Origin of the sequence: Amycolatopsis sp. 2-15 (assembly GCF_030285625.1) — a bacterium.
Taxonomy (GTDB): Bacteria; Actinomycetota; Actinomycetes; order Mycobacteriales; family Pseudonocardiaceae; genus Amycolatopsis; species Amycolatopsis carbonis.
Window position 1 is genome coordinate 3360832 of the sequence record NZ_CP127294.1, and the last position, 24111, is coordinate 3384942.

Here is a 24111-nt window from a genome sequence, read left to right on the forward strand (position 1 = left end):
GGGTCACGGGAGCAACGGCAGCTTCCCGACGATCTTGGCGACCCGGTTGCGCGGGCCGATGATGCTCACCGCGTAGTAGTCGAGTGCCTCGCCGGTGGTTTCTTTGACACCGGCGAGGTATTCCGCGTACACCAGCGTGTGCTGCGCGACCGCCGGCATGTCCGCCACGAAGCACCCGGGCGACGCCATGGCCTTGGCGCGGATGGTGCGCAGCGCCGGACCGTCGGCGGCCAGCACCGAACACCCCGCCCACGGCAGCCCGGGGTGCGCCTGCCCGTCGGCATCCACGGCGTCGTCCCCGAGCAGCCCGGTGACGTTCGTCGCCGTCGCCGCGGCCGCGCAGATCGCCGCGTTCATCGCGCGCCCCGGCGGCAGACCGCGGTCGACCACGACCACCCACTTCAAGCGAGCCGCCCGCGTCGACACGGTCGGATCGACCTCGTCCGGAGCGAACCCGATCCGCGAACTTTCCTCGGTCAAAGCCGGGCCTCCCTGGTTGTTCGTACTGCTCTTGCTTCAGCAAGTTAGACGAACAACCAGCAGGATCGCTTAGAATCCGTACAAGTATCGGACTGGGTTTCCTGGAGGTGGACGTGGACGAACTTGATAAGGCGATCCTGCGGGAACTGCAGTCAGACGTCCGGAAGACCAACCGCGACGTCGCCGCCGCCGTCGGCGTCTCACCCACCACGGCCCTCGACCGCACCCGCGCGCTTCGCCAGCGTGGCATCATCCAGGGCGCGACCCTCGACGTGAACCTGCCCGCCATCGGCCGCTCGGTTCAGGCCCTCGTCGCGGTCCGCGTGCGCCCGCCGTCGCGCCGCGTCATCGAAGGCTTCCGCAACTGGGTCACCACCCTGCCCGACATCCTCGGCCTCTACGTCACGACCGGCACCGAGGACTTCATCCTCCACGTCGCGGTCCCCGACAACGCCAGCCTCTACGCCTTCGTGATCGACCAGCTCACCGCGCGCCCCGAAGTGGCCGACGTCCGCACGTCGATCGTCTACGAACACCTGCGCAACACCCGCATCACGCCGGTGGAACGCTGAAACGGTTGGCTCGTCGAAGATCCGGGTGAGGCTACGGGACTTCCTTCGTGGCCCGAGCTCGGAATTCCCGCACTTTGGCCCGGTTCCCGCACGTCGCCATGGAGCACCAGCGGCGGCGGTGCGCCTTGGTGCGGTCGTAGAACCACAGGGGGCACTCCGGGCCCTCGCAGTTGCGGACCAGGGACCGGTCGCCGTGGACGAACAGGTCGGCTGCCGCTTCCGCGACGGGGGAGAGGAGCGACCGGGGCGTGGTCCACGTCCACCGGTCCTGCAGATCGAGGTCGGCGCCGGATCGGCGGACCTGCCGGCTGCGGCCGCTTTCGGCGAGAATGGCGTTCAACGCGGCCAAAAACGGCTCGTCCGGTGCGGTGGGATCGCCGCCCGCCCACGTCTGGACCACCGGACGAAGGCGCTCGCGCAGGTCGACGGCTTCGCGGGCCGCGGCGTCGAGTTCGGCGGGGGCGAAGTGATCGAGCACCGCGTTCCGGTCTTGTTCGTCGATCAGCCGGGTGAGCTCGAGCCACTGCACGAAACCCGCTCCGTGGGGGATCAGCTCGCGGCTTTCGGCGGTGGCCGCGGTGTTGAGGAACGCGAGGGCCGGATGGTCGCTCAACCCGAGCGGGAACACTTCCGGCTCCATCGGCCCTCCTTTCCTGTCCGTCCGGTCCGCCTTCGTTGAGAGGTTACCGGGCCCGCTGTAACTGTTGATCGGCTCTTTTATCGGTTACAGTCATCGCCCCGGACCGGTGGGCAAACACATCAGGAAGGCTTGTCATGACAACCGTTCTGCACATCTCGGCCAGTCCGCGAGGTGCCGCGTCGGATTCGGGTGCGCTGGCCGCGGCGTTCCTGGAGTCGTACCAGGACGCCCGCCCCGGCACGGTCGTGAAGACGCTGGACCTCTGGGACGGCTCGCTGCCGCAGTTCGGACCGGCCGGCGCGAGTGCCAAGCTCGCCGTGTTCGCCGGCGGGGCACCCGAAGGCGAGCAGGCCGAGGTGTGGGCGCAGGCCCAGGCGCTCACCGACCAGTTCACCTCGGCCGACGCCTACGTCTTCAGCATTCCCATGTGGAACGCGGGCGTGCCGTACGTCTTCAAGCAGTGGGTCGACATCATCACTCAGCGCGGCACGGTCTTCGGCTTCGACCCGGCCGCCGGTTACTCGGGGCTGGTCAACGGCAAGAAGGCCGCCACGATCTACACCAGCGGCGTCTACTCCGAAGGCGTTCCCATCCAGTTCGGCGCCGACTTCCACTCCACGTACGTGAAGGACTGGCTGCGCTTCGTCGGCGTCACCGACGTCACCGAGGTCCGCTTCCAGCCCACGATCCTCACGGGCACCCGCAACCAGGACCGCGACGCGGCCCTGGTCGCCGCCCGTGACGCGGGCAACGCGTTCTAGCTTGTTCCGGTAATCGGAACCCGGCGGTCCGTCGCCTTGTCGTGACGGGCCGCCGAGGCGTGTCGGGCATCAGGTCAATCCTTGACTTGATGCGATCACAACCTTAACGTTTCCTTTCGCCGCCGGGTTTCCGCAACATTAATTCACATATCTGAATAAATGGCACAGAGGTCCCCACCGTGCGAAAGGAAACTGCGATGCGCATGCGCGCCGCGCTCGTCGTGCTGGCGATTCCCGCCTTCGTGGCTGCAACCGCGTTGTCCGCGGAGGCAGCGCCGGCCACCGGTCAGTCCGTGTTGGGCAGCCCGTCCGTGGCTCCTGGCGGCAACTTCGACCTGTCGACCTGGCAGCTCCAGGAGCCCGTCGGCTCACCGGGCTCGCCGACCACCATCTCGTCGTCCCGGCTGCAAGGGCCGAACGGGTTTCAGGACAGCTATTTCTACACCGACACGCGCGATGGCGCGATGACGTTCTGGGCGCCGGAAAAGGGCGTCACCACCCCCAATTCGAACTACGCCCGATCCGAGCTGAGGGAGATGAACCGCGACGGTTCGGCCGCCAACTGGTCGCTGAGCGGATCCCACAAGCTCAACGCCACACTGCGCGTGGTGTCGGTGACGTCGAACGTGTGCGTCGGTCAGGTCCACCTCGGCACCGGCGGCTCGTCGACGAAACCGTTGCTGGAGCTGTACTATCGCTCCAGCGGCGACATCGTGCTGGGCACGGAGAACTCGCCCGACGGCGGCCAGACCCTGCACACCGTCGGCCACGTCGCGGTGGGCAAGACCTGGACCTACACGATCGGGATCTCCGGCGGCAACACCATCGACCTCACCGTGAACGGAAGCACGACGCACTACAGCATTCCGTCGTCGTTCAAGGCGTACAAGCAGTACTTCAAGGCCGGTTCGTACAACCAGTCCTCGTCGAGCAGCACGACGAAGGGCGCTCGCGTCGCCTTCTACGGGCTGACGATCTCGCACAGCTGACCGACACACAAACGGCGCCGCCGGGGTGAACTCGCCCGGCGGCGCCGTTTGTGTCACGGGCGCGTGCGGTGTTTTCCCGCGCTACGAACGAACTTCGGCTTCGTTCACGGCTGGGGTCGAGATGCTCCGGATGAGCCGATCTCGTGCGGAAGCCATGTGGTCGGCCAGGAACTCGCTGCACGCGGCCGAATCGCCGCGGGCGATGAGGTCGACGATGGGCGCGTGGCGCTCGTAGGCCATGTTGGCCCCGCCGCGAGCATCGTGATGCGCGCCAGGCTGCTGATGCCCTCCCGCGACTGCAGCAGCAGCTGGTTGCCGGCCAGCCGGCACATGGTGCCGTGGAACTCCAGGTCGGCGTCGAGGTCCGCGGCGAGGGACTCCGGCCGGCGAAGCCGCTCCAGGTGTTCGGTCAGCTCGGTGACGACCGACGACCGGTCGCGCCGCTCGCACAGCCGCCGCGCCGCGATCGTCTCCAGGCCGAGGCGGACTTCGAAGAGGTCTTCGACCTCCTGGGGCGACACTTCGCGCACGCCGACCAGGCGGCCATTCCCGCGTTCACCTGCTACGGGGCGGACACCGCGCTGGCGGTGGTGAGCGCGGCGGAGGAGCCCGGCCTGCCCGTGATCCTGCTGGTGGCGCCCTCGGCCGCCGAGCCGCGCCTGATCCGGACGCTGCGCGCGATCGCCGACGCGGCGGCCGTCCCGGTGTGCGTGCAGCTCGAGCACGCGAAGGACGAGGCGTTGATCGGCATGGCGATCGAGCACGGTGTGGACGCCGTGCTCGCGGACGGCTCCCACCTGCCGCCGGAAGCGAATGCGGCGTTCGTCCGCGCGGTCCGGGATTTCGCCGCGCCGCGCGGCGTCGTCGTGGAAGCGGAGCTCGGCAGCGTTCCCGGCGCCGAAGACCGAGCGGAAGCCGTTGAGGTGTCCGGCAAAACCGATCCGGCGCAGGTCGGGCCGTTCCTCGCGGCCTCGGGGGCCCGGCTGCTCGCGTGCGGCGTCGGCAACGTCCACGGCCGCTACCGCGGCGCACCCGACCTCGACTGGCCGCGGCTGGCCCGCATCCGCGCCGAGGCCGGACCCGTCCCGCTCGTCCTGCACGGCGCGTCCGGTCTGTCGCCGGCCGACCTGCGCCGCTGCGGTGCCGCCGGTGTCGGCAAGGTGAACGTCAACACCGAGCTCCGCACCGCGATGCTCGCAACCCTGGAAGCCGGCGTCGGCCCGGCCCGCGCGTCCGGTGAGGACATGCTGGCGCTCACCCGTTCGGTGCTGGACAAGGCGACCGGCGTCGCGCGCACGGTGCTCGAAACCCTCGGCGGTTGACGACCGCACAACAAAATCGGCGGTTCCCACTCGCGAGTGGGAACCGCCGATTTGTTTCTGAAGAATGTGCCCTTGGCAGGATTCGAACCTGCGACACCTGCCTCCGGAGGGCAGTGCTCTATCCCCTGAGCTACAAGGGCGCATCGCTGCGCGACGAGGCAAGCTTAGCGCACCCCGGTTCGCCCGGTGTTCCGCAGGGGGTCACCTTCGGGTCGACACTGCTAGCGTTGATCTTGCCGACGGAGGGAGCAGGGGTGGTTGCGGAACCGTTCGAGGCCCACGTGAGCGAGGCCGACATCGCGGACCTGCGGGAACGGTTGCGCCGCACGCGGTGGCCCGAGGCCGAGACCGTGGACGACTGGTCGCAGGGGTTGCCGCTGGCCTACGCGCAGGAGCTGTGCCGCACCTGGGCCGAGGACTACGACTTCGGCTTCGCCGCCCGGCTGAACGCGTTCCCGCAGTTCCGCGACACCGTCGACGGGCTCGGGATCCACTTCCTGCACGTCCGCTCGCCCGAGCCGGACGCGTTTCCGCTGGTGATCACGCACGGGTGGCCCGGCTCGGTGCTCGAGTTCCTCGACGTGCTGGGCCCGCTCACCGACCCGCGCGCCCACGGGGGAGACCCGGCGGACGCGTTCCACGTGGTCGCGCCGTCGCTGCCCGGGTACGGGTGGAGTGACAAGCCGGTGAAGGCCGGGTGGGGTGTGGAGCGCACGGCGCGGGCCTGGGACAGCCTGATGGTTTCCCTGGGCTACGAACGCTACGGCGCCCAGGGCGGCGACTGGGGCTCGGCCGTGACCGGCGTGCTCGGCGAAGTCGCGCCGGGGCGGGTGGCGGGCGTCCACGTGAACATGGCGGCCGCGCCGCTGGGGCAGTTCGACGACCCGACGCCCGAGGAGCAGGCGGCGCTCGCCGCAGCTCAGGAGTTCGGCCGCACCGGCCGCGGGTACTCCGGCCAGCAGTCCACGCGCCCGCAGACGCTCGGTTACGGCCTCACCGACTCGCCCGCCGGCCAGGCCGCCTGGATCGCCGAGAAGTTCTGGGCGTGGACCGACAACAACGGCCACCCGGAAGACGCGCTCACCCGCCGCCAGATCCTCGACGCGATCTCCGTGTACTGGTTCACGGCCTCGGCCACGTCGTCGGCGCGGCTGTACTGGGAGAGCTTCGGCACCGGGTTCCGGGGCAAGATCACCGCGCCGTCCGGGATCTCGTTGTACCCCAAGGAGATCACGCGGCCGTCGCGCCGCGAGGCCGAGTTGCGGTTCACCGACCTGCGCTGGTTCGAACAGCTGCCGCACGGCGGGCACTTCGCCGCGATGGAGGAGCCGGAGTCGCTCGTCGAGCAGGTGCGCGGGTTCTTCCGCCTGGTGCGCTGATCCCACCAGACGGGAGTGCTCATCCGGGGGATGGGTATCCGCCGGTGTGTCCGATTACAGTGACTTAGGCTTACCTGTATTGCACATATGCGCATGCGACTATATATTGCGAGCGGGCCTGGCGACAGGCCCTGTACCAGTGGTGACCTGCGGCAACGACGGGAGGCGAAGTCATGGGCCACGGCCACGGACATGGGCACACCGCCGCCCCGGCGAGCGCGTCCGGCCGCTACCTGCGCGCGTTGCTGATCGCCCTCGTCATCGGCGCGGGCTTCATGGTGCTGGAGTTCGTGGTGGGCTTCACCACGGGCTCGCTGGCCCTGATCTCCGACGCCGCCCACATGTTCACCGACGTCCTGGGCGTCGGTATGGCGCTCGCCGCGATCGTCCTGGCGCGCCGCAGCGGGCCGACGCTCAGCCGCACGTTCGGCATGTACCGCGCCGAAGTGCTCGCCGCGCTGGGCAACGCGGTGCTGCTGTTCGGCGTCGCCGGATACGTGTTGGTGGAGGCCATCGGCCGCCTCACCGACCCGCCCGAGGTGGCGGGCCTGCCGGTGCTGCTGGCCGCCGGCGCGGGCCTGGTCGCCAACATCGTGTCGTTCTTCGTGCTGCGCTCGGGCGCGCGCGAAAGCCTCAATGTCCGCGGCGCGTACCTCGAGGTGCTCGCCGACCTGATCGGCTCCGTCGGCGTGCTGATCAGCGGCGCGATCACCCTGACCACGGGCTGGCGCTACGCCGACCCGATCATCGGTGTCGCCATCGGCCTGTTCGTGCTGCCCCGCACGTGGACCCTGGCGCGCCGCGCGCTGCGCATCCTGTTCCAGCACGCCCCGAACACCGTCGACGTCGGCGCGATCAGCACGGAGCTCGCGGCCCTGCCGGGCGTCTCCGACGTCCACGACCTGCACGTCTGGACTCTCACCTCCGGCATGGAGGTCGCGTCGGCGCACCTCACGATGAACGACGAGGCCGAGCAGTCCACCGTGCTCACCAAGGCGCAGGACCTCCTGGCGGCCCGGTACTCCATCAACCACGCGACGCTGCAGGTCGAAGGACCGCAGTGCGCGCGCCGGTGTCAGGAACTGTCCTGGTAGTCGGTTTCATCCGGGATGGGCGAACGCCTGCCTTGGCGCTGAGCCGAATCCGGCGGGATCTGACCCGTTCACCGGTGGCCGGTTCCCGCGCTTCGGGGCAATCTTCAAGCGGCGCAAAGGATAAGCAGGCGGGCATGAGTGCGCCTGCGGAACAGACCATCGAGGGGAATGCTCGTGAGTGAGCGCATCAGTTCGCAGCGGCAGGAGTTCGGGATCGGCGTGATCGGGGGGCCGACCACCGTCGTGGACATCGCGGGCCTGCGGTTCGTGGTGGACCCGACGTTCGACGAGCCGGGCCCGCACGCCTACCTGACGAAGCTCGAGGGTCCGGCCGTCGACGAAGCCGGGCTCGGCGACGTCGACGTCGTGCTCGTGAGCCACGCCGCCCACCCCGACAACCTGGACGCCAAGGGCAAGGAATACGCCCTCGCCGCCAAGACGCTCCTGACCGGCGTCAACTCCGCGAAGCTGCTCGGCGACAACGCCCGGGGCCTCGAGGCCTGGGAGACCATCACCATCCCCCGCGGCGACGGCGACGGCGACCTGACCGTGCAGGCCGTTCCGGCCGAACACGGCCCCTCCGACGGCGACCGCGACGACAGCGGCTACATCAACTCCCAGGTGATCGGCTTCGTGCTCTCGGGTACCGACCTGCCGACGGTGTACCTCAGCGGCGACAACGCGTCCGTCCGCGTGGCGGCCGAGATCGCGAACAAGGTGCAGCCCATCGACGTCGCGGTCCTCTTCGCCGGCGCTGCCCGCGTCGCGGCGAAGTTCGACGGCCGTCCCCTGACGCTCACCTCCGAGCGCGCCGCCGCCGTGGCCGCGGTGCTCGGCGCGAAGACCGTCCTGCCCGCCCACATCCAGGGCTGGGCCCACTTCTCCGAGGGCATCGACACGTTCCGGCCCGCCTTCGACGACGCCGGCCTGGCCCACGTGCTGGCGCTGGCCGAGCCGGGCGAGTGGAACGTCGTGGGCAAGCAGTCCTGACGGTTTCTTGCTCCGAGCGGGGCCCGGTGAGCGAGCGCGCTTCGTTCGCCGGGCCCGCGCCACGGTCGTCGTGTCCGCCGGCCTCACGATGAGCGATCACCCCGGCCAGGCGCGCCGCAGGCGATCGATCAGCCCGGTCGGGTTGAGCTCCCGGTCGAGCTGGAACAGATAGCCCACCGGTGACTCGCGGATGGCGGCTCGCCGCTGCCGACGCCACTGCGCCGGCGCGGCCACCACGCACGCGGCCATCGTGGCGGAGCCGGCGATGGCCGGCGACAGCCCGACGGTGTCGGCCGCGATCGTGACCAGCGCGGGCGGGGCCACGGACTTCACATTGACCACCCCGCGCACCGACTCCAGGCCGACGCTGCGCAAGCGATCGCGCAGCTGTTTCAGCTGATCCGTCACGGCGCGGTCGACCTCGTCGCGAAGGTACTCGCGGAACACCTCCACATCCCGTACGTCCTGCAACTGCGCGAGCTTTTCGGACTGCTCCGTCACGTACCGGCGAAAGGCGTCGAGCTCGGCACCGAACTTCGTGCGGACCTCGATGATCTTCTCGACCGGCACGGTGTCGAGCCCGGCGGGCACGACGGTCTCGAAAGCCGAGAACACGAACCCGTCTTCGGCGTCCGGGCGGGCCGCGGAGGTCGGCGCCGTGCCGAGAAGCACGTCGGCGAGGCGGTCGAGTGTCCAGCCCGACGCGGCCGTGTGGGGGAGCTCCTGGTCGGTGACCGGGTGGAGTCGGTTCTCGGTCGCGATGCGTTCGACGAGCGCACACGTGTAGACCGCCGCCAGCTCCGGGTGCATGCCCACCCAGGTCTCGCCCCGGCCTTCGTACGTCGAGGCCAGGTCGGCCACCATTGCGGCGCCGAGCCATTCGGGCGACATCTTGCCGACGTGGACGTAGTCGAGCCAATCGGGCAGGTCCCGGCCGTAGGAGCCGGCCGACAGGGACGTCCTGCGCACACTCCGGCGGGAACCTCGGTACCCGACCCGGCGGTGGATCCGGTCGAGGGCGAACCGGTCCCGCAGACTCTGCTCGTGCGACTCCAGCAACTCGAGGAACGGGCGCCCGACCTCCTGCGCCGCCCACGCCGGGGGTGTGACGTCCACCAGCCAGTTCGCCTCCGAGCGCAGCGCCCGCGACACCGGCGAATCGAGTGTCGGATAGCCGGCCGGCCGCAGCCGCGCCAGCTTGGGCCAGTACAACGCGGCGTACTTCAGCCACCGGTCGTCCCGGACGTGGATGTACGGGTAGTACAAGGCGATCGGATCCACACGCACCCCCATCGATCGGCGTTCGGCAGCTTAGCGGCGACCTGGTAGACCAATGGCCATGCGCAAGGACTTCGATCCCGCCGACGTCGCCCCGTTCGCCTTCTACCGGCTGCTGACCGCCACCGTGGTGCCGCGGCCGATCGCGTGGGTGTCGAGCACCTCGGCGAGCGGCGTCGACAACCTCGCACCGCACTCGTTCTTCACGGTGGCCTCGGCCGCGCCGCCGGTGCTGCAGTTCACGTCGGTCGGGCGCAAGGACACGTTGCGCAACGTCGAGGCCACCGGGCAGTTCGTGGTGAACCTCGCGCCGGAGCACCTGTTCGAGAAGATCAACGACACGGGCACCGACTTCCCGCCCGACCACAGCGAGTTCGACGCCGCGGGCCTCACGCGCGAGCCCAGCACGAAAGTCAAGCCGCCGCGGGTGGCGCAGTCGCCGGTGGCGTTCGAGTGCGAGCTGCACAGCACGGTCGGGTTCGGCACGTCGACGGTGGTGTTCGGCCGCGTCGTGCACGTCGCGGTGGCCGAGGAGATGCTCGACGGCGACCACCCCGTGATCGGGCGGCTGCGGCCGCTGGCGCGCCTCGGCGGCGACGAGTGGGGCACCGTCGGCGACGTCAAGGAGATTTCGCGCATCCGGTTCGCCGACTGGAACCGGTAATAAAAAGGGGGCCACCCCAAGAAGGAGCGGCCCCCGGAAAGAACTACCTCAGGACGCGGGAAGCGGAGCCGCCCCGCGCGCCTGCAACATCAGCTTCATCTGGTTGATCTCCGCGCCCTGCGACACGAGGATGCTGCGGCACAACGCTTTCAGCGCCGGCAGGTTCGAGTGGTCCTGCGCGTACTCCGCCATCGCCGTGCCGCCCTTGTGGTGGCGCAGCATGAGCTGGAGGAAGTCGACGTCCATCGCGCGGCCGGTGAGCGAGCGCAGCTTGGCGATCTCCGCGTCGGTGGCCATGCCCGGCATCGGGGCGCCGTTGGCCGGCGAGCTGGTGGGCATCTGCATGCCCGCATGGCCCATCGGCTCGGTCATCCACGTCATGTACGCGCCGGGCGCCTGCTCAGGCTGGTCCCACAGCATGAGCCAGCCCTTCATGCGCCCGACCTGCTCGGTCTGCGACGACTCGATGTCGAACGCGAGCTGCCGCACCTCCGGGTCCGTGCTGTGGTCACGGGCCCAGTTGGCCATGGTTACGGCCTGCAGGTGGTGCGTCGACATATCCTGCGCGAAGCCGACCTCGACCGAACCCGCGCCGGGGGTCGCCGGCGCAGCGTCGCTGCCGTCGGTGAGCCGCGAGGCGAACACGCCGATCGCCACGCCGATGAGCAGCACGGCGAGCATCGACCCGCCGATGACGACCCAGCGGGACCACGTGGGGCGCTCGCCGGGCTCGTCGACGTCCGGTTCGAAGTCGGCTTCGGTGCTCACCGTGAGATCACTGTCCCGCCGGGGCCGACGGCGCGGTCACGGGCGCGCTGGGCTGGCCCGGGGCGCCCTGCTGCATACCGCCCTCCGGCACGGCGCCGGAGCTGCCGCCGTAGTTCATCGGCTTCGCGTCGGGGCCCGGCTTGCTCGGGTCGAACGGCGGCGGGTTGCTCGGGTCGAACTGGCCCGGGCCGAGCGCGTCGCACGAGGCGCCGATCTCGGGGTACACGCCGTTGGGGTTCGTCCGCAGCGCGGCGATGAACTCGTCGATGCGCGGGTCGTCGGCCTTGTCCAGCTTGAGCTGGTGGCCCCACGACTGCAGCGAGATCGGCTTGTCCAGGCCGGGGTAGGGCGACATCGAGATGTAGGTCTTGCCCTTGACGCGAGCGGCCAGCAGGTCCACCTGGTCACCCTTGACGAGGTCCGGGTTGTAGGCGATCCAGATGGCGCCGTGCTCCAGCGTGTGGACCATGTTCTCGGTGCGCACCGCGGTCGGGTAGACGACGCCGTTGCAGGCCGCCCAGTTGCCGTCGTGCGGTCCGCCGAAGGGCGGGCTGTGGTCATACGCCACGCGCTCGGTGGGCAGCACGTGCACCGAACCGGTGTAGGTCGCGGTGATCACGCCCGGGATCTTCTTGGACGGGTCCGGGTTGGTGGCCGTCGGTGCGAACGACGAGGCCGCCTCCTCGCGGGACTTCTGGTCGCGCTGCGGAGCGGATTTGACCATGTAATAGGTGACGACGCTGGCCAGGAGGGCCACCACCACGACGACACCGACGATGGTGCCCCACGGAGTGCCCTTCTTGCCGACGACGGACTTGCCGCGCGCGGCTTTCACCGCGTTCGCGGACTTGCCGGCGGACGTCCCCTTCTTACTGGTTGTCCCTTTCGCCATGGTTTGCCGCGATCTCCTCGTGAGATGATGGAGGGATCCGGACGGACCCTGCCCGTCGGCCAGTGTAGAGACCTGGCGTCTGATCACCGTGAACGCCTCTCACGATCACTCCCGGGTGACGCGGGCAACCGCAGGTCGGACCGGCGTAAGCGTCCGACCTGGGCACACCTAGAATTCGGCGAGTGACTCCCGCCGCTCTCGCCGACCTGGTCCGCGCCTCCGCCGTGCAGGTGCTCGACGCCCGAGGCGTCGACGCCGCCGTGCTGCCGGAGCAGGTGACCATCGAACGCCCGCGTAACCCCGATCATGGCGACTACGCGACGAACCTCGCGCTCCAGGTGGCCAAGAAGGCCGGCTTCCAGCCGCGGGAGTTCGCCGAGGCGCTGGCGGAGGTCGTGGCGGCCGCCGACGGTGTGACCGCGGCCGAGGTTGCCGGTCCGGGGTTCCTCAACTTCCGCCTCGCCGCCGGCGCGCAGGGCGAGGTCGTGCGCCAGGTGCTCGCCGCGGGTGAGGCCTACGGCCGCGGCGACGCGCTCACCGGCCGCAAGATCAACCTCGAGTTCGTCTCCGCCAACCCGACCGGCCCGATCCACCTCGGCGGCACCCGCTGGGCCGCGGTCGGCGACGCGCTGGGCCGGGTGCTGGCCGCGCAGGGCGGCGACGTCACGCGCGAGTACTACTTCAACGACGCCGGCGCCCAGATCGACCGGTTCGTCCGGTCCCTGATCGCCGCGGCCAAGGGCGAGCCCGCTCCCGAGGACGGCTACGCCGGCGGCTACATCAACGACATCGCCGCCGAGGTTCTCAAGCAGGAGCCCAGCGCGCTGTCGCTGCCAGAGGCCGAGCGGCACGAGACGTTCCGCCGCGTCGGCATCGAGCTCATGTTCACCGAGATCCGCCAGAGCCTGCACGAGTTCGGCACCGACTTCGACGTGTACTTCCACGAGAACTCGCTGCACGAGTCCGGCGCGGTCGACGCCGCCGTGCAGCAGCTCAAGGACTCCGGCAACCTCTACTTCGCCGACGGCGCCTGGTGGCTCAAGTCCAGTGAGTACGGCGACGACAAGGACCGCGTCGTCATCAAGAAGGACGGCAACCCGGCCTACATCGCCGGCGACCTCGCCTACTTCAAGGACAAGCGCAACCGCGGCTTCGACCTGTGCATCTACATGCTCGGCGCCGACCACCACGGCTACATCGCGCGCCTCAAGGCCGCCGCGGCCGCGTTCGGCGACGACCCGGACACCGTCGAGGTCCTCATCGGCCAGATGGTGAACCTCGTGAGCGACGGCAAGCCGGTGCGCATGTCCAAGCGCGCGGGCACCGTGATCACGATGGAGGACCTCGTGGAGGCCGTGGGCGTCGACCCGGCGCGCTACGAGCTGATCCGCTACTCCGTCGACTCCACTTTGGACGTGGACCTCGACCTGCTGCGCAAGCACAGCAACGACAACCCGGTCTACTACGTGCAGTACGCGCACGCCCGGCTGTCTTCCTTGCAGCGCAACGCCGCCGACCTCGGGCTGAAGTCCGAAAAGGACGCCGCGAACGTCGATTTCGGACTACTGACTCTTCCCGCCGAGGGCGAACTGATCCGCACCATCGGCGAGTTCCCCGCCACCGTCCGCCGCGCCGCCGAGATGCGGGAACCACACCGCATCGCCCGCTACCTCGAGGAGCTGGCCGGCGCGTACCACAAGTTCTACACGGTGGGACGGGTTCTGCCACAGGGTGACGAAGAGGCCACCCCGCTCACGTTCGCACGGCTCGCGCTGTGCGAGGCCGCGCGCCAGGTGCTGGCGAACGGCCTGTCCTTGCTCGGTGTCTCAGCTCCGGAACGGATGTAAGAAATGGCGCACCCCGCGGGCCCTCGCCACGCCGACGTCTACCCCCATGCCGACGCCTCCGGGTTCCCGCCCGCGAGCGCCGAAGAGCTCGACAAGCTGCCCGCGAAAGTGTGGCCGCGCAACACTTATCGCGCCGGCGACGGCATCGTGCGCATTGCCGGCATGGACGTGCGCGACCTCGCCGAGACCTACGGCACGCCGCTGTTCGTGGTCGACGAGGCCGACTTCAAGTCCCGGTGCGCCGACTACGCCGAGGCGTTCGACGACCCGGCGCTGGTGCACTACGCGTCGAAGGCGTTCCTGTCCATCGAGATCGCCCGCTGGGTGGCCGAACAGGGCCTGAGCCTCGACGTGTGCAGCGGCGGCGAGCTCGCCGTGGCGCAGCGCGCGAACTTCCCGGCCGAGCGGATCACCTTCCACGGCAACAACAAGTCGCTCGCGGAGCTCGACGCGGCGGTCGAGGCCGGCGTCGGCACCGTGGTCGTCGACTCGTACTACGAGATCGCCCGCCTGGCCGAGATCGCCGCGCGCCGCGAGGTCGTGCAGGCGGTGCTCGTGCGCGTGACGGTCGGCGTCGAGGCCCACACGCACGAGTTCATCGCGACCGCGCACGAGGACCAGAAGTTCGGCTTCTCGCTGGCTTCCGGCGACGCGGCCGAGGCCGTGCGCCGCGTGCTCAACGCGCCGTCGCTCAAGCTCGTGGGCCTGCACAGCCACATCGGCTCGCAGATCTTCGACGCCGACGGCTTCGAGGTCGCCGCCCGCCGGGTGGTCGGCCTGCTTGCCGACCTGGCCAAGGAGCACGGCCGTGAGCTGCTCGACCAGCTCAACCTCGTGGACCTCGGCGGTGGCTTCGGCATCGCCTACACCGAGAAGGACAACCCGCCGCCGCCCGCGCAAATGATCACGCAGATCCGCGAGATCGTCCGCAAGGAGTGCGCGTACGCCGACCTGCCCGTGCCGCGCATCGCGGGCGAACCGGGCCGCGCGATCGCCGGGCCGGGCACCATCACGCTGTACGAGGTCGGCACCATCAAGGACGTCGCCCTGGGTGACAACAGCACCCGCCGCTACGTGAGCGTCGACGGCGGCATGAGTGACAACATCCGCACGGCGCTCTACGACGCGGTGTACGACTGCCGGGTGGTTTCCCGCTCCGCGAGCGAAGGTGACGAGCCCGTTCTCGCCACTCTGTCCCGAGTCGTGGGAAAACACTGTGAATCCGGCGACATCGTCGTCCGAGACTGCTGGCTACCCGACACTCTTGCTCCCGGCGACCTGCTGGCCGTCGCGGCGACCGGTGCCTACTGCTACTCGATGGCGAGTGGGTACAACCGGCAGCCGCGCCCGGCGGTGGTGGCCGTGCGCAACGGCAGCGCCCGCGTGCTGCTGCGGCGGGAGACGACGGACGACATGCTGCGCCTGGAGGTTTGAGAAGTGTCCACAGTGTCTCCAAAAGGCGTGTCTCCGACGGGCATGTCTCCATCGGACCGACGAGCGATCAAGGTCGCCCTCCTCGGCTGCGGCACGGTCGGCAGTGAGGTCGTGCGGCTGCTCACCGAGCAGGCGGACGAGCTGGCGGCCCGCGCCGGGGCGGCGGTGGAGCTGGCGGGCATCGCCGTGCGCCGCCCCGACAAGCACCCCGAGCTGCCGCAGGAGCTGGTGACCGACGACGCGGCCGCGCTCGTGGTCCGCGAAGACGTCGACGTGGTCGTGGAGCTGGTCGGCGGCATCGAGCCGGTGCGCGGCTGGCTGCTCGCGGCGCTGAGCGCCGGCAAGGCCGTGGTCACGGCCAACAAGGCGCTGCTCGCCGAGCACTCGGCGGACCTGTTCGAAGCCGCCGACGCCGCGGGTGTCGACCTGTACTTCGAGGCCGCCGTGGCCGGCGCCATCCCGCTGCTGCGCCCGCTGCGCGAATCGCTGGCCGGCGACCGCATCACGCGCGTGATGGGCATCGTCAACGGCACCACCAACTACATCCTCTCCGCCATGGACACCACGGGCGCGGGCTACGCCGAGACGCTCGACGAGGCCGGCCGCCTCGGGTACGCCGAGGCCGACCCGACCGCCGACGTCGACGGCTACGACGCCGCGTCCAAGGCCGCGATCCTCGCCTCGCTCGCGTTCCACACGCGCGTGACGGCGAAGGACGTGCACCGTGAGGGCATCGCCGACGTCACGGCGGCCGACCTGGTCGCCGCGCGCGTGCTGGGCCGCACGGTGAAGCTCCTGGCCATCTGCGAGCGCGTGACGGCCGACGACGGCGCCGAGTCCGTCTCGGCGCGCGTGCACCCGGTGATGATCCCGCGCAGCCACCAGCTCGCGGGCGTCAGCGGCGCGTTCAACGCCGTGTACGTGGAAGCCGACGCGGCCGGCGAGCTGATGTTCTACGGCCAGGGCGCCGGCGGTGCCCCCACGGCGAGCGCGGTGCTGGGCGACCTCGTCGCCGTGGCCCGCAACCGCGTGGTCGGCGGCCGCGGCCCGCGCGAGTCGGCGCACGCCGCGCTGCCGATGCGCCCGATGGGCCAGACGCCCACGCGCTACCACGTGAGCCTCGACGTCGCCGACCGCGCGGGCGTGCTCGCCCAGGTGGCGCAAGCGTTCGCGGGCCACGGCGTGAGCATCGCCGCCGTGCGCCAGCGCGACGCCAACGACACGGCGAGCCTCGTGGTGGTCACTCACCTGGCGCCCGACGCGGCGCTGCAGTCCACTGTGGACGAAATCGCGAAGCTCGATGTCGTGCGCCAAGTCGTGAGCGTGATGCGCGTGGAAGGCGAAGACCAATGAGCGCAGCTTGCAAGCGAATCATCGCTATTCACGCCGCCGCCTCACCAGTAACGAGCGTGCAACTCCGAATTGAGGTGGCGGCGTGAATGCAGCCGGATTGACTGCCTGGCCCGGGATCATCGAGGCGTACCGCGACCGGGTGCCTGTGCCGGACGGCGCGCAGGTGGTGACGCTCGGCGAGGGCAACACCCCGCTGCTGCCCGCCGCGCACCTGTCGGAGCTCACGGGCTGCACGGTGTACCTCAAGGTGGAGGGCGCCAACCCCACCGGCTCGTTCAAGGACCGCGGCATGACCGTGGCCATCACTCACGCGCTGGCGAGCGGGCTCAAGGCCGTGATCTGCGCGTCGACGGGCAACACGTCGGCGTCGGCGGCCGCCTACGCGGCGCGCGCCGGGCTCACCTGCGCGGTGCTCGTGCCGCAGGGCAAGATCGCGATGGGCAAGCTCGCGCAGGCCGTGCTGCACGGCGCGCGCATCCTGCAGGTCGACGGCAACTTCGACGACTGCCTCGAACTCGCGCGCAAGACCGCGGCCGACTACCCCGTGACGCTGGTGAACTCCGTGAACCCGGTGCGCATCGCGGGCCAGAAGACCGCGGCGTTCGAGGTCTGCGACGCGCTCGGCCAGGCGCCCGACATCCACTGCCTGCCGGTGGGCAACGCGGGCAACATCACCGCCTACTGGGCCGGGTATTCGGAGTACGCCGGAGACGGTGTGGTGAAGAACACGCCGCGGATGTTCGGCTTCCAGGCGGCCGGCGCCGCGCCGCTCGTGCTGGGCGAACCGGTGTCCGACCCGGACACCATCGCGACGGCGATCCGCATCGGCAGCCCCGCTTCGTGGGCCAGTGCAGTGAAGGCGAAGGACGAGTCGGCCGGCCTGTTCGAGGCGATCACCGACGCGAAGATCCTCGAGGCCTACCGCCTGCTGGCCGGGCGCGAGGGCGTGTTCGTGGAGCCCGCGTCGGCCACGAGCGTCGCCGGCCTGCTCGCCACCGCCGCCGACGGCCGGCTGCCGAAGGGCAGCACGGTCGTGTGCACGGTCACCGGCCACGGCCTCAAGGACCCCGCGACCGCGCTCGAGGGCAACGTCGAGGTCGAGCCGCTGGCCGTCGATCCTTCGGCGGTCGCCGCCGCACTGGACCTGCGGTGACGGGCTCCTCGGGCCTGCCGGTGGGCGCGTCGTTCCGGGCCGTGGTGCCGGGTTCGACGGCCAACCTCGGCCCGGGATTCGACGCGCTGGGCCTGGCCCTGGCGCGCCACGACGTCGTCGAGCTGCAGGTGACCGAGGACGGCCTCAAGGTCGAGGTGGTCGACGCCGGCGCCGGCGGGGTCGCCGATGTCCCCACCGACGAGACGCACCTCGTGGTGCGGGCGATCCGCCGCGCGTGCGCGCACTTGGACGTGCGCCCGCCGGGCCTGCGCCTGCGCTGCTTCAACAAGATCCCGCACGCGCGCGGGCTCGGTTCGTCGGCCGCCGCCGTGGTGTCCGGCGTGGCGCTGGGTTACGCGCTGGCGGGCGTTCCGCTCGACGACGAGGCTTTGCAGCTCGCGGCCGAGTTCGAGGGCCACGCGGACAACGCGGCCGCCAGCCTGCTCGGCGGGCTCGTGGTGGCGTGGTGCGAAAACGGGCGCTTCCACGCCGAACGTGTGGAGCCCAGCACCAAGATCCGTCCGGTGGTGGCGATCCCGGCGCTGAAGTCGTCCACCGACGCCACGCGCGGCCTGCTGCCCCAGCACGTTCCGCACGCCGACGCCGCGCACAGCGCGGGCCGCACGGCCCTTTCGGTGCTCGCGATGACGACCAAACCCGAGCTGCTGCTGGCCGCCACCGAAGACCGGCTGCACCAGGAATACCGCGCCAGCGCGTACCCCGCGAGCTCCGAGCTGGTGCGCACACTCCGTGCTCACGGGGTGGCGGCGACGATCTCCGGTGCCGGTCCCACGGTGCTCGCCCTCACCACGACGGGAATATTGCCGCCGGAATGCGACGTTGACGGGTTCGACGTCGCCGAGCTGGGCGTGGACCTGACGGGTGTTCAGGTTGCGGCTCAGTAAAGCCCCGGTCACGTGGCGGGCGGAACGTGCGCCACGCGGGGGGTGGTTGTTGCACCTACCCACAGGGCGGTCTACCCTCGGGGGCGTTCGATCACCGTGCGTTTCCGCACCCGATGCCGGTCCTGTTCGCTCCTCGCGAGCCTCCGGTCCGCATCCTTCGTCGATCCGCCAGATCCGCTCCGCCTGGCAAGCGGGACGCGGAGGGACGCAGGCGGGTTTCCGGTTTCGGCGCGGTGCCGAATTCCGTTTCCTCCGTTTGGGGGAGGCAAACATCCTGTGCTGGCGACGCTCTCGCTGTGTTCCGCACGGCTAGGCGCGACTCGCCCGCATCGGAAGCAAATGCCGTTTCGCGATCAGACGCGATCGGCGGCAGTCCGCTGATCCACCTGGAGGCGTGGATCGGTCAGGAAGGACATGTGTGAGCAACACCGATCTGTTGAGCGGCGACGTGGAGACCCCCGCCGCGGCCGCTGAGACGAATGGGGCCGCGGCCGCTCCGAAGCGCCGCACCGGGGGCCTTTCCGGAATGGTCATCGCCGAGCTCCGCCAGCTGGCGGGCGAACTGGGTGTGGGCGAGACCACGGGGATGCGCAAGGGTGACCTGATCGCCGCGATCCGCGAGCGGCAGGGCAAGACCAAGAAGCGCACCGCGACGGCGGAGACTCTCCCGCTCGACGGCGTCGGCGACGCTCCGGCTCCCAAGGCCTCGAAGGCCGCGAAGACCGAAGAGCCGGCCCGGGCCGAGAAGAAGCGCGGGGAGACCCCGAGCGCCGAGGCGGCGCCGGCTCCCCAGGCCGAGACCAACGGTTCGGCTCCCGCAGCCGAGGCGCCGGCCGAGAAGCCCGCGCAGCAGGAGCGCCAGGACCGCGACGGCGGCCAGCAGAACTCCGACGGGCAGCAGGAGGAAGGCGGCCGCAGCCGTCGCCGCCGCGGCTCGAACCGGGCCGCGGGCGCGCCCGACGGCCAGCGTGAGCCGCGCGAGCAGCGTGACGGTGGCCAGCAGCGTGACGGTGGCCAGCGTGGCGACCGTGAGCAGCGTGGTGACCGTGAACAGCGTGGGGACCGTGGTGACCGCGCTGAGCGTCAGGGCGGCCGCGACAACAACCGCGGTGGCTCGGACAACCGGGACAACCGCGACAACCGCCAGCGCAACAACCAGCAGGACAGCGGCAACCGCGGCCAGCAGGACAACCGTTCGCAGGGCCCGGAGGACGACGAGGAGGGCGGCCGTCGCGGCCGTCGCTTCCGCGACCGCCGTCGCCGGGGCAGCGGGGGCGGGCGCGCCGAAGGCGGTTCGCCGGACACCGAGATCCGCGAGGACGACGTCCTGCTGCCGGTCGCCGGCATCCTGGACGTGCTCGACAACTACGCGTTCGTGCGCACCTCGGGTTACCTCGCCGGGCCGAACGACGTGTACGTCTCGCTCTCGCTGGTCCGCAAGTACGGCCTGCGCCGCGGTGACGCCATCACCGGTGTCGTCCGTCAGCCACGGGACGGCGAGCAGCAGCGGCAGAAGTTCAACCCGCTGGTGCGCGTCGACTCGATCAACGGCCTGGAGCCGGACGAGGCCAAGCGCCGCCCCGACTTCACCAAGCTGACCCCGCTCTACCCCAACGAGCGCCTGCGTCTCGAGACCGAGTCGCACAAGCTCACCACCCGCGTGATCGACCTGATCATGCCGGTCGGCAAGGGGCAGCGCGCCCTGATCGTGTCCCCGCCGAAGGCCGGTAAGACCACGATCATGCAGGACATCGCCAACGCGATCACCACGAACAACCCTGAGGCCCACCTCATGGTCGTGCTGGTCGACGAGCGGCCGGAAGAGGTCACGGACATGCAGCGGTCCGTGAAGGGCGAGGTCATCGCCTCGACCTTCGACCGCCCGCCGGCCGACCACACCTCGGTCGCGGAGCTCTCGATCGAGCGCGCCAAGCGCCTGGTCGAGATGGGCCACGACGTGGTGGTGCTGCTCGACTCGATCACCCGCCTCGGCCGCGCCTACAACCTGGCCGCGCCCGCGTCGGGCCGGATCCTGTCCGGTGGTGTCGACTCGACCGCGCTGTACCCGCCGAAGCGTTTCCTGGGTGCCGCGCGCAACATCGAGAACGGCGGCTCGCTCACCATCTTCGCCACGGCGATGGTGGAGACGGGCTCCACGATGGACACGGTGATCTTCGAGGAGTTCAAGGGCACCGGCAACGCCGAGCTCAAGCTCGACCGCAAGATCTCCGAGCGCCGCGTGTTCCCCGCGGTCGACGTCAACCCGTCCGGTACCCGCAAGGAAGAGCTGCTGCTCTCGCCGGACGAGCTCGCCGTCACGCACAAGCTGCACCGCGTGCTCCACGCGCTGGACTCACAGCAGGCCATCGACCTGCTGATCTCGCGCCTGCGCAAGACGAAGACCAACATCGAGTTCCTCATGCAGGTCTCGAAGACGGCCCTCGGGGCGAACGACGAGGACTGAGCTCCACCGATTCACCGTCCGTGAAGGGCACTTCGAGGGGACCCAGTTCCCTCGAAGTGCCCTTCACGGCGTTGGGGGCCGACGGCGCCGGGGCCGAGGAATACCAGGCCAGGAGGGTTGGTTGAACTCACCGTCAGCCCGTCTGGCAGAATGACCCGCTGAAGTCCGGCACCGGTTCACCCCGTTCCTGGGGACCCGGGGCCAACGAGAGAGGACACCATGAAGAGCGGTATTCACCCTGAGTACGTGACGACTCAGGTCACCTGTAACTGCGGGAACAGCTTCACCACCCGCAGCACCAAGGACTCCGGCGAGATCCACGTCGAGATCTGCTCGAACTGCCACCCGTTCTACACCGGCAAGCAGAAGATCATGGACACCGGTGGCCGGGTTGCGCGCTTCGAGAAGCGCTACGGCAAGCGGCAGAAGAACGACGCCAAGTAGCTTCGCCCACGGCGCCCACTCGCACGTGCGAGTGGGCGCCGTTTGCTGTCTGTCGGTGAAATTCTGTCGTTGGTGGTACTAGGCCGGGAAGAAGGCGCGGAAGTGGATTCGACTTCGCTCAAGGGGCTGCTCGCCGAGCACGCCCAGCTGGAAGAGCAGCTGGCGGACCCGGCCGTGCACGCCGACCAGGCCAAGGCCCGCAAGCTGGGCCGCCGCTACGCGGAGCTGAGCCCCGTCGTGCGCGCCGTGCGTGAGCTCGACCAGACGCGCGACGATCTCGCCGCGGCCAAGGAGCTGGCGGCCGAGGACTCGGCGTTCGCTGAAGAGGCCGAAGAGCTGGCCGCGAAGATCCCCGACCTCGAGTCCCGCCTCACGGAGCTGCTGCTGCCGCGCGACCCGTACGACGGCACCGACGTGGTCATGGAGGTCAAGTCCGGCGAAGGCGGCGAGGAGTCCGCGCTGTTCGCGGGCGACCTGCTGCGAATGTACCTGCGCTACGCCGAGCGCCACGGCTGGAAGGCCGAGGTCCTCGACTCCACCGACTCCGACCTGGGCGGCTTCAAGGACGTCACGCTGTCGATCAAGAGCAAGACCGCGGACGTCGACGGCGTCTGGTCGCGCCTGAAGTTCGAGGGCGGCGTGCACCGCGTGCAGCGCGTGCCGGCGACCGAGTCGCAGGGCCGCATCCACACGTCCGCCGCCGGCGTGCTGATCTACCCGGAGCCCGAAGAGGTCGAGGTCGAGATCGACCCCAATGACCTGCGCATCGACGTCTTCCGCTCCTCCGGCCCCGGCGGCCAGAGCGTGAACACCACCGACTCGGCCGTGCGCATCACGCACCTGCCGACCGGCATCGTCGTCTCGTGCCAGAACGAGAAGTCCCAGATCCAGAACCGCGCCCGCGCGCTGCAGGTCCTGCAGGCCCGCCTGCAGGCCATCGCCGAGGAAGAGGCCGCCGCGAAGGCCTCGGACGCCCGCCGCTCGCAGGTCCGCACCGTCGACCGCTCCGAGCGCGTGCGCACGTACAACTTCCCCGAGAACCGCATCTCGGACCACCGCGTGAACTACAAGGCCTACAACCTCGACCAGGTCCTCGACGGCGACCTCGACGGCGTCCTCGACGCCCTGGCGACCGCCGACCGCGAGGAGCGGCTGGCCGCGCAGTCCGGCTGAGCCTGTCCCGACGCCTCAGACGCCTCAGACGCCTCAGACGGCGGCCGCGATCTCCTCGGTCAGCGGCTCGTCGTCCTCGCGTTCTCCCTGCGGCTTCGGCGGCTCTTCGGCGCGCGGCAGCAGGCTGAGGCTCGCGAACGCGAGCGCCAGCACGGTCGGGAACAGCGTGAGCAGCTGGTGCTTCACGCCTTCCACGCCTTCGCCGAGCGCGGACAGCCCGAGCTGCCCGATGGCGAAGAACGTCAGCATCAGCACCACGAGGCCGTACTCGCGCCGCCCGCGCCGGAAGGCGCGCACCGCGGCCCAGATCATCAGCAGCCACAGGGGAACGAGTACGAACAGCCCCATGGGCGCGGCCGGCGCGGCGAGCCCGGAGAACACTGGCACGCGGTACTCCTTCGACAGCCGCGGCTGGCCGGAGAGCTCACCGAAGCTGCCGAGGTTGTCGGGGCGCGCGGTGAGCGTGTTCACACCGCCCTGCTGCAGGATCTGCGCGACGCGCACGGGGTGCGACTCGTAGTACGCCAGCACGTTGCGGCGGCTGATCTTGTCGCGGTACCGCGGGTAGAGCGGGTCGGTCCTGGCCGCGCCCGGGGTCCACCAGCCGGTGCCGATGTACTTCGCGAACGATTGTGGAAGCCCGAGTGCGGCCAGGTCGGCGTTCGTGTCGTGCTTGCCGTCCACGATGGAGTCGAAGATCGCGTTGTACACGTTGGCCTCGCGGTACTCCGCGTTGGCCGGGTCGCCGTGTGACTGCACCGCGAGCGTCCCGCCGCCCACGAGCACGAGCACCGCGAGCGGCAGCGCCCAGCGGGCCTTGCCGCGCTCGCCCTTGGGCTTCACCAGCAGCACCACGAGCACGAAAACGGGGATGAGCAACAGGGTCTGCGACTTCGCGTTGATGCCGATCAGTCCACCGAGGACGGTGATGACGGCGCCGGCGTAGCGCCGGGCGCGGTCGCGGTGCATCAGCAGGAGGCCGCCGGCGATCAGCAGTATGCCGAGGAAGGCCGCGCCCTCGCTGAGCGTGGAGGCGAAGTAGCCGAAGAACGCGGAGTCGCCCATGACGAGCAGCAGCAGGACCGTCGCGACGACCTTGCCGCGGCGCTCCAGGTCGAGGCCGGTGACCGTCGCGGTGATGGCCACCGCGACGAGCACGCAGGTACCGACGCCGAGTACCAGCAGGTTCAGGATGGCGCTCGAGCCGAAGAGATGACCGGCTTTGTTCGCGAGCCAGTCGAGCCAGGTCTGGCTCGAGACGTAGTCGCTCGTGCAGGGGACCCCGGCGCCGTAGCCGAACCGGACGAAGCCCTCCGACGGGCGATCGAGCTGCTTGCCGCCGAGTTTGCAGAGCAGCCGCCAGCCGTCGCCGTTGTCGGCCATGCCGATGGGTCTGGGGACGAGGAAACGGACCAGGAGCAGGGCGAGGGAAGCGCCGAAGATCGCGAGACCGAAGCGGAGGTCTTTGGTTCGCACCCGGCCGAGTGTAGGCAGGGCGGTGCCGGGGCG

23 protein-coding genes and 1 tRNA gene are annotated in these 24111 nt (G+C 70.1%); 16 read left to right on the forward strand and 8 right to left on the reverse strand.

What is annotated here, in order from left to right; genetic code table 11:
* Positions 1–3: 3 nt before the first annotated feature.
* Positions 4–480: a DUF2000 domain-containing protein gene (locus QRX50_RS16450; RefSeq protein WP_285972807.1), complete on the reverse strand. Its 477-nt coding sequence runs from the start codon at positions 478–480 to the stop codon at positions 4–6.
* A gap of 113 nt (positions 481–593) precedes the next feature.
* Here QRX50_RS16450 and QRX50_RS16455 point away from each other — a divergent pair, with 113 nt between their 5' ends.
* On the forward strand, positions 594–1052 hold the full coding sequence (locus QRX50_RS16455; protein WP_285972808.1) for an Lrp/AsnC family transcriptional regulator: 459 nt from the start codon (positions 594–596) through the stop codon (positions 1050–1052).
* Between the two features lie 31 nt (positions 1053–1083).
* Here the strand turns inward: QRX50_RS16455 and QRX50_RS16460 are convergent, their stop codons facing one another.
* Positions 1084–1692 (reverse strand): CGNR zinc finger domain-containing protein, encoded by a 609-nt coding sequence (locus tag QRX50_RS16460; protein WP_285972809.1) that lies wholly within the window; start codon positions 1690–1692, stop codon positions 1084–1086.
* A gap of 134 nt (positions 1693–1826) precedes the next feature.
* Here QRX50_RS16460 and QRX50_RS16465 point away from each other — a divergent pair, with 134 nt between their 5' ends.
* Both QRX50_RS16465 and QRX50_RS16470 read left to right on the forward strand, forming a co-directional pair.
* Positions 1827–2453 (forward strand): FMN-dependent NADH-azoreductase, encoded by a 627-nt coding sequence (locus tag QRX50_RS16465; protein WP_285972810.1) that lies wholly within the window; start codon positions 1827–1829, stop codon positions 2451–2453.
* Between the two features lie 179 nt (positions 2454–2632).
* On the forward strand, positions 2633–3442 hold the full coding sequence (locus QRX50_RS16470; protein ID WP_285972811.1) for a polysaccharide lyase family 7 protein: 810 nt from the start codon (positions 2633–2635) through the stop codon (positions 3440–3442).
* Between the two features lie 104 nt (positions 3443–3546).
* On the opposite strand, the gene QRX50_RS49515 is transcribed toward QRX50_RS16470, so the two are convergent.
* Positions 3547–3894: an FCD domain-containing protein gene (locus QRX50_RS49515; RefSeq protein WP_353074156.1), complete on the reverse strand. Its 348-nt coding sequence runs from the start codon at positions 3892–3894 to the stop codon at positions 3547–3549.
* On the opposite strand from QRX50_RS49515, the gene QRX50_RS16480 reads away from it, so the two are divergent.
* On the forward strand, positions 3781–4764 hold the full coding sequence (locus tag QRX50_RS16480; protein WP_285972813.1) for a class II fructose-bisphosphate aldolase: 984 nt from the start codon (positions 3781–3783) through the stop codon (positions 4762–4764). The two genes, QRX50_RS49515 and QRX50_RS16480, sit on opposite strands and share 114 nt — an antisense overlap.
* 67 nt (positions 4765–4831) lie before the next feature.
* Here the strand turns inward: QRX50_RS16480 and QRX50_RS16485 are convergent.
* Positions 4832–4904: transfer RNA gene (locus QRX50_RS16485), tRNA-Arg, on the reverse strand.
* A 114-nt stretch (positions 4905–5018) separates the two neighbouring features.
* Here QRX50_RS16485 and QRX50_RS16490 point away from each other — a divergent pair.
* The 3 genes from QRX50_RS16490 (at position 5019) to QRX50_RS16500 (ending at position 8227) form a co-directional block, all read left to right on the forward strand.
* On the forward strand, positions 5019–6143 hold the full coding sequence (locus QRX50_RS16490) for an epoxide hydrolase family protein (protein ID WP_285972814.1): 1125 nt from the start codon (positions 5019–5021) through the stop codon (positions 6141–6143).
* A gap of 173 nt (positions 6144–6316) precedes the next feature.
* A complete protein-coding gene (locus QRX50_RS16495; protein WP_285972815.1) occupies positions 6317–7237 on the forward strand; it encodes a cation diffusion facilitator family transporter in 921 nt (306 codons plus the stop codon).
* A gap of 174 nt (positions 7238–7411) precedes the next feature.
* Positions 7412–8227: an MBL fold metallo-hydrolase gene (locus QRX50_RS16500; RefSeq protein ID WP_285972816.1), complete on the forward strand. Its 816-nt coding sequence runs from the start codon at positions 7412–7414 to the stop codon at positions 8225–8227.
* 96 nt (positions 8228–8323) lie between these two features.
* Here QRX50_RS16500 and QRX50_RS16505 read toward each other — a convergent pair whose 3' ends face one another.
* Positions 8324–9508, reverse strand: a complete 1185-nt coding sequence (locus tag QRX50_RS16505) for a DUF6236 family protein (RefSeq protein ID WP_285972817.1) — start codon at positions 9506–9508, stop codon at positions 8324–8326.
* A 58-nt stretch (positions 9509–9566) separates the two neighbouring features.
* Between QRX50_RS16505 and QRX50_RS16510 the strand changes: the two genes are divergently transcribed.
* Positions 9567–10169, forward strand: a complete 603-nt coding sequence (locus QRX50_RS16510) for a flavin reductase family protein (RefSeq protein ID WP_285972818.1) — start codon at positions 9567–9569, stop codon at positions 10167–10169.
* Between the two features lie 48 nt (positions 10170–10217).
* Here the strand turns inward: QRX50_RS16510 and QRX50_RS16515 are convergent, their stop codons facing one another.
* Together QRX50_RS16515 and QRX50_RS16520 are read right to left on the reverse strand one after the other, a co-directional pair.
* On the reverse strand, positions 10218–10937 hold the full coding sequence (locus QRX50_RS16515; protein WP_285972819.1) for a DUF305 domain-containing protein: 720 nt from the start codon (positions 10935–10937) through the stop codon (positions 10218–10220).
* 7 nt (positions 10938–10944) lie between these two features.
* Positions 10945–11829, reverse strand: coding sequence for a thioredoxin-like domain-containing protein (locus QRX50_RS16520; RefSeq protein WP_285972820.1), 885 nt, complete (start codon positions 11827–11829; stop codon positions 10945–10947).
* 182 nt (positions 11830–12011) lie between these two features.
* Here QRX50_RS16520 and argS point away from each other — a divergent pair, with 182 nt between their 5' ends.
* The 8 genes from argS to prfA all read left to right on the forward strand — a co-directional run bounded on the left by argS (position 12012) and on the right by prfA (position 22602).
* Positions 12012–13676: an arginine--tRNA ligase gene (gene argS / locus QRX50_RS16525; RefSeq protein ID WP_285972821.1), complete on the forward strand. Its 1665-nt coding sequence runs from the start codon at positions 12012–12014 to the stop codon at positions 13674–13676.
* Between the two features lie 3 nt (positions 13677–13679).
* Positions 13680–15110: a diaminopimelate decarboxylase gene (gene lysA / locus QRX50_RS16530; RefSeq protein WP_285972822.1), complete on the forward strand. Its 1431-nt coding sequence runs from the start codon at positions 13680–13682 to the stop codon at positions 15108–15110.
* A 42-nt stretch (positions 15111–15152) separates the two neighbouring features.
* Positions 15153–16463 (forward strand): homoserine dehydrogenase, encoded by a 1311-nt coding sequence (locus tag QRX50_RS16535; RefSeq protein WP_285972823.1) that lies wholly within the window; start codon positions 15153–15155, stop codon positions 16461–16463.
* An 82-nt stretch (positions 16464–16545) separates the two neighbouring features.
* Positions 16546–17616 (forward strand): threonine synthase, encoded by a 1071-nt coding sequence (thrC, locus tag QRX50_RS16540; RefSeq protein WP_434533278.1) that lies wholly within the window; start codon positions 16546–16548, stop codon positions 17614–17616.
* Positions 17613–18521, forward strand: a complete 909-nt coding sequence (gene thrB / locus QRX50_RS16545; RefSeq protein WP_285972824.1) for a homoserine kinase — start codon at positions 17613–17615, stop codon at positions 18519–18521. The genes thrC and thrB overlap by 4 nt, the downstream gene beginning before the upstream one ends.
* A gap of 418 nt (positions 18522–18939) precedes the next feature.
* Positions 18940–20985: a transcription termination factor Rho gene (rho, locus tag QRX50_RS16550; RefSeq protein ID WP_285972825.1), complete on the forward strand. Its 2046-nt coding sequence runs from the start codon at positions 18940–18942 to the stop codon at positions 20983–20985.
* Positions 20986–21204: 219 nt separating this feature from the next.
* Positions 21205–21429 (forward strand): 50S ribosomal protein L31, encoded by a 225-nt coding sequence (rpmE, locus tag QRX50_RS16555; RefSeq protein WP_285972826.1) that lies wholly within the window; start codon positions 21205–21207, stop codon positions 21427–21429.
* Between the two features lie 102 nt (positions 21430–21531).
* Positions 21532–22602: a peptide chain release factor 1 gene (gene prfA, locus QRX50_RS16560; protein ID WP_285972827.1), complete on the forward strand. Its 1071-nt coding sequence runs from the start codon at positions 21532–21534 to the stop codon at positions 22600–22602.
* A 33-nt stretch (positions 22603–22635) separates the two neighbouring features.
* Here the strand turns inward: prfA and wsfD are convergent, their stop codons facing one another.
* Positions 22636–24078, reverse strand: coding sequence for a glycan biosynthesis hexose transferase WsfD (gene wsfD, locus QRX50_RS16565; protein ID WP_285972828.1), 1443 nt, complete (start codon positions 24076–24078; stop codon positions 22636–22638).
* Positions 24079–24111 lie beyond the last annotated feature (33 nt).

What these genes read in the sequence shown, in the direction of transcription:
- lysA (WP_285972822.1), top strand. Translation starts at nt 13,680, where the DNA reads ATGGCGCACCCCGCGGGCCCTCGCCACGCCGACGTCTACCCCCATGCC.
- QRX50_RS16520 (WP_285972820.1), bottom strand. Translation starts at nt 11,829, where the DNA reads ATGGCGAAAGGGACAACCAGTAAGAAGGGGACGTCCGCCGGCAAGTCC.
- QRX50_RS16510 (WP_285972818.1), top strand. Translation starts at nt 9,567, where the DNA reads ATGCGCAAGGACTTCGATCCCGCCGACGTCGCCCCGTTCGCCTTCTAC.
- QRX50_RS16465 (WP_285972810.1), top strand. Translation starts at nt 1,827, where the DNA reads ATGACAACCGTTCTGCACATCTCGGCCAGTCCGCGAGGTGCCGCGTCG.
- QRX50_RS16495 (WP_285972815.1), top strand. Translation starts at nt 6,317, where the DNA reads ATGGGCCACGGCCACGGACATGGGCACACCGCCGCCCCGGCGAGCGCG.
- QRX50_RS16460 (WP_285972809.1), bottom strand. Translation starts at nt 1,692, where the DNA reads ATGGAGCCGGAAGTGTTCCCGCTCGGGTTGAGCGACCATCCGGCCCTC.
- QRX50_RS16535 (WP_285972823.1), top strand. Translation starts at nt 15,153, where the DNA reads ATGTCTCCATCGGACCGACGAGCGATCAAGGTCGCCCTCCTCGGCTGC.
- rpmE (WP_285972826.1), top strand. Translation starts at nt 21,205, where the DNA reads ATGAAGAGCGGTATTCACCCTGAGTACGTGACGACTCAGGTCACCTGT.